The 3,514-nt window shown below is 61.9% G+C and carries 5 protein-coding genes; all 5 read left to right on the top strand.

The window, feature by feature from the left end:
* On the top strand, positions 1-551 hold a 551-nt coding region (locus OQK_RS23370), incomplete at its 5' end, for a TenA family transcriptional regulator (protein WP_016774541.1).
* Complete coding sequence (locus OQK_RS23365) at positions 538-1,347, top strand: SDR family oxidoreductase (RefSeq protein WP_016774540.1); 810 nt, start codon at positions 538-540, stop codon at positions 1,345-1,347. The genes OQK_RS23370 and OQK_RS23365, both read left to right, overlap by 14 nt.
* Complete coding sequence (locus OQK_RS23360) at positions 1,344-1,988, top strand: tetratricopeptide repeat protein (protein WP_016774539.1); 645 nt, start codon at positions 1,344-1,346, stop codon at positions 1,986-1,988. The genes OQK_RS23365 and OQK_RS23360 overlap by 4 nt, the downstream gene beginning before the upstream one ends.
* Before the next feature lie 11 nt (positions 1,989-1,999).
* Entirely contained in the window at positions 2,000-2,662 is a 663-nt protein-coding gene (locus OQK_RS23355) for a response regulator (protein WP_016774538.1), read from the top strand.
* Positions 2,659-3,514, top strand: an 856-nt coding sequence (locus tag OQK_RS23350; protein WP_038861633.1) for a histidine kinase dimerization/phospho-acceptor domain-containing protein, incomplete at its 3' end; no start/stop codon positions are given. The genes OQK_RS23355 and OQK_RS23350, both read left to right, overlap by 4 nt.

Below are 3,514 nucleotides of genomic sequence, written 5' to 3'. Positions count from 1 at the left end.
CCCAGGCTTACTACCACGTGCGCCACACCGTGCCACTGATGATGGCCTGCGGTGCACGCCTGCCGACGCGCCTGGAATGGCTGCGCAAAGCGGTGTGCGAGTACATTGAGGATGAATACGGCCACGAACAATGGGTGCTCAACGACATTGCCGCCTGTGGCGGTGATCGTGACGCCGTGCGTGATGGTCAGCCGTCGTTATCGATCGAGCTGATGGTCAGTTTTCTCTACGACCTGATCGCCCGGGGCAATCCGGTGGGTCTGTTCGGCATGGTGAACGTACTCGAAGGCACCAGCATCGCCCTGGCCACCCACGCGGCGGGGAGCATTCGCGATCGCCTGGCGCTGCCGGAAACGGCATTCAGCTATCTGAACTCCCACGGTTCGCTCGACATCGAGCACATGCAGACCTATCGGCGGTTGATGAATCAGCTGCAAGACCCTGACGATCAAGCGGCGGTCATTCATGCCTCGAAAGTCGTCTATCGCCTTTACGCCGACATGTTCCGTGGTCTGCCGCGGGACGCTGAGGCTCAACATGCAGCTGCATAAAGCCCGCGTGGTGCTGACAGGTGCCAGTGGCGGCATCGGCCTGGCCATCGCCAGTGCCTTGTGCGCCGCCGGTGCCAGGGTATTGGCCGTGGCGCGGCATCAGGAGGCGCTGCTGCCGCTGCTTGAGCGATATCCGCAGAACCTCTGCTGGGTAGCCGCCGACCTGACCTTCCTCAGCGATCGGCGCAAAGTGTTGGCCGCCGCCGACGCCATTGGCGGCATCAACCTGCTGATCAACGCTGCCGGGGTCAATCACTTCGCCATGCTCGAACAGCTCGATGACGGTGACATCAACGCGATGCTGGCGGTGAACATCAGCGCGCCAATCTGCCTGACCAAAATGCTGTTGCCGCAGCTCAAGCAGGCTGACAGCGCGATGGTGGTCAACGTCGGCTCGACCTATGGCTCGATCGGTTACCCCGGTTACGCCAGTTATTGCGCGAGCAAATTTGCCCTGCGCGGATTCTCCGAGGCATTGCGCCGCGAGCTGGCCGACACGCGGGTCAGCGTGTTGTATGTCGCGCCCCGGGCCACCCGCACCTCGATGAACAGCGCCGCTGCGCAAGCCTTGAACGATGCCCTCAAGGCCAGCGTTGACGATCCGCAGACCGTGGCGTCGGCAGTGATGCATGCGATTGCCGGCGATCGTCGTGACCTGTACCTAGGCTGGCCGGAGCGGTTTTTCATCCGTTTGAACAGCTTACTGCCGCATCTGGTGGATCGCGGCTTGCGCAAGCAATTGCCACTGATCCGCCGTCTCAGTGAAAAACCTGATAACGAGGCTCCAACGCCATGAAAAAACTCTCCACATGCCTGCTGTTTGCCGCCCTCAGTCAAAGTGTCTGGGCGCTTGAGCCGGCTGATCAGCAACGTCTCACCGGCATCCAGCAGAACTGGGCGCACATTCAATACGAGGTCGCGGAAAAGCAGCGCGCCGCGGCGTTCGAGCAATTGGCCAGCGAAGCCAACGCGTTCACCACGCAACGTCCGAATGTGGCCGAAGCGTGGATCTGGAAAGGCATCGTCACCAGCAGTTGGGCCGGTGCCGAGGGCGGGCTCGGTGCCCTGGGCAAAGCCAAGGACGCCAAGGCGGATCTGGAAAAATCCCTGACGCTTGACCCCAAGGCCCTGCAAGGCTCGGCCTATACCAGCCTCGCTGCACTGTACGACCGCGTACCGGGCTGGCCGATCGGCTTCGGCGACAGCGACAAGGCCGAGCAATTGCTCAAACAAGCCCTGCAGCTCAACCCCGATGGCATCGACAGTCTGTACTTCTGGGGCGACCATCTCTACCGTCAGAAGCGCTACGCTGAAGCCAAGGCAGCGCTGATCAAGGCCAGACAAGCCGCACCTCGTGCGGGCCGCGAAAGTGCCGATGCCGGGCGTCGTAAAGAGATCGACACCTTGCTGGTGGACGTGAACAAGAAACTCGACTGAAAGGAGTGCGCGTGCGTTTATTACTGATCGAGGATGACGTGGCGCTGGGTGAAGGCATTTACCAGGCGTTGGGTCGCGAGGGTTACACGGTCGACTGGCTCAAAGATGGCAGCAGCGCCTTGCACGCGCTGCTCAGCGAAACGTTTGATGTCGCCGTGCTGGACCTCGGCCTGCCGCGCATGGATGGCCTCGAAGTGTTGCGCCGCCTGCGTGACAGCGGTTCGAACCTGCCGGTGTTGATTCTCACCGCTCGCGATGCCACCGAAGATCGCATTGCCGGACTCGACGCCGGTGCTGACGATTACCTGGTCAAACCCTTCGACCTCGCCGAACTCAAAGCCCGCCTGCGTGCCCTGTTGCGCCGCAGTGCCGGGCGCGCCCAGGCGCTGATCGAGCACGCCGGTATCAGCCTCAACCCCGGCACCCAGCAGGTCAGTTATCAAGGCCAACCGGTCGCGCTCACCCCCAAGGAATATCAGTTGCTGCACGAACTGCTGTCGCCGCCGGGCCGGGTGATGACTCGCGATCAATTGATCCAGTTGCTTTACGGCTGGAATGAAGAAGCGGAAAGCAACACCCTCGAAGTGCACATTCATCACCTGCGCAAGAAGTTCTCTACCGACCTGATCCGCACCATCCGCGGCGTGGGTTATCTGGTGGAGGAACGTCGATGACCTCGATCCGCCGGCGCACGCTGACCCTGATCATCGGCCTGTTACTGGCCGGTCTGGCGGTACTCAGCCTCTTCAACGTGCATGACAGCAACCACGAAATCGCCGAGGTCTACGACGCCCAACTGGCGCAGAACGCACGCCTGCTGCAGGGCGTGATGCGTATGCCGATGGCGAGTACCGAGCACGCGCAGTTGTATCAGGCGTTCAATCAGGCTCTCGGCGAAGCCAAGCCACGGGTTGATGGACATCCTTACGAAAGCAAAATCGCCTTCCAGGTGTGGAACCCGCAAGGCGAGGTGCTGGTACATACCGCCAGTGCGCCCTCCTTTACTGCGCCGCCGACGAGAACGGGCTTCAGCGACGTGGTCGATCTGAAAGGTCGGCAATGGCGAGCGTTCATGCTGGAAGACAGGCAGAACGGCCTGCGCATCTGGGTCGGCGAGCGCGACGATGTGCGCACCGACCTGGTCGACCGCATCGTGCGCCACACACTGTGGCCGAACATAGTTGGCAGCCTGATCCTCGCCGCGATGATCTGGCTGGCCATAGGCTGGGGGCTCAAGCCCTTGGCAGACATGGCGGCGACTCTGCGCGCCCGTCACAGTGGTTCACTTGAGCCGCTGCAACTGACGCCCCTGCCCAGTGAGCTGGAACCCATGCAGGCAGCGCTCAATCGCATGCTCGCGCAGATTCAGGAAGTGCTCGGCCGGGAGCGTCGTTTTATCGCCGATGCCGCGCACGAAATGCGCACGCCGCTGGCGGTGCTGCGGGTGCATGCGCAAAATCTGCAGGAGGCCGGTACCGAAGAAGAACGTCGTGAGTCGCTGGAATTTCTGATCTCCGGAGTCGACC

The sequence above is a fragment of the Pseudomonas sp. R62 genome, from assembly GCF_000257605.1.
Classification (GTDB): domain Bacteria; phylum Pseudomonadota; class Gammaproteobacteria; order Pseudomonadales; family Pseudomonadaceae; genus Aquipseudomonas; species Aquipseudomonas atacamensis.
Note: the sequence above shows the minus strand (reverse complement) of the source record. Positions and strands in the feature narration are given on the sequence as shown.

Excerpts from the sequence above, each read along its gene's own strand:
- OQK_RS23360 (WP_016774539.1), top strand. The coding sequence starts at position 1,344 with ATGAAAAAACTCTCCACATGCCTGCTGTTTGCCGCCCTCAGTCAAAGT.
- OQK_RS23365 (WP_016774540.1), top strand. The coding sequence starts at position 538 with ATGCAGCTGCATAAAGCCCGCGTGGTGCTGACAGGTGCCAGTGGCGGC.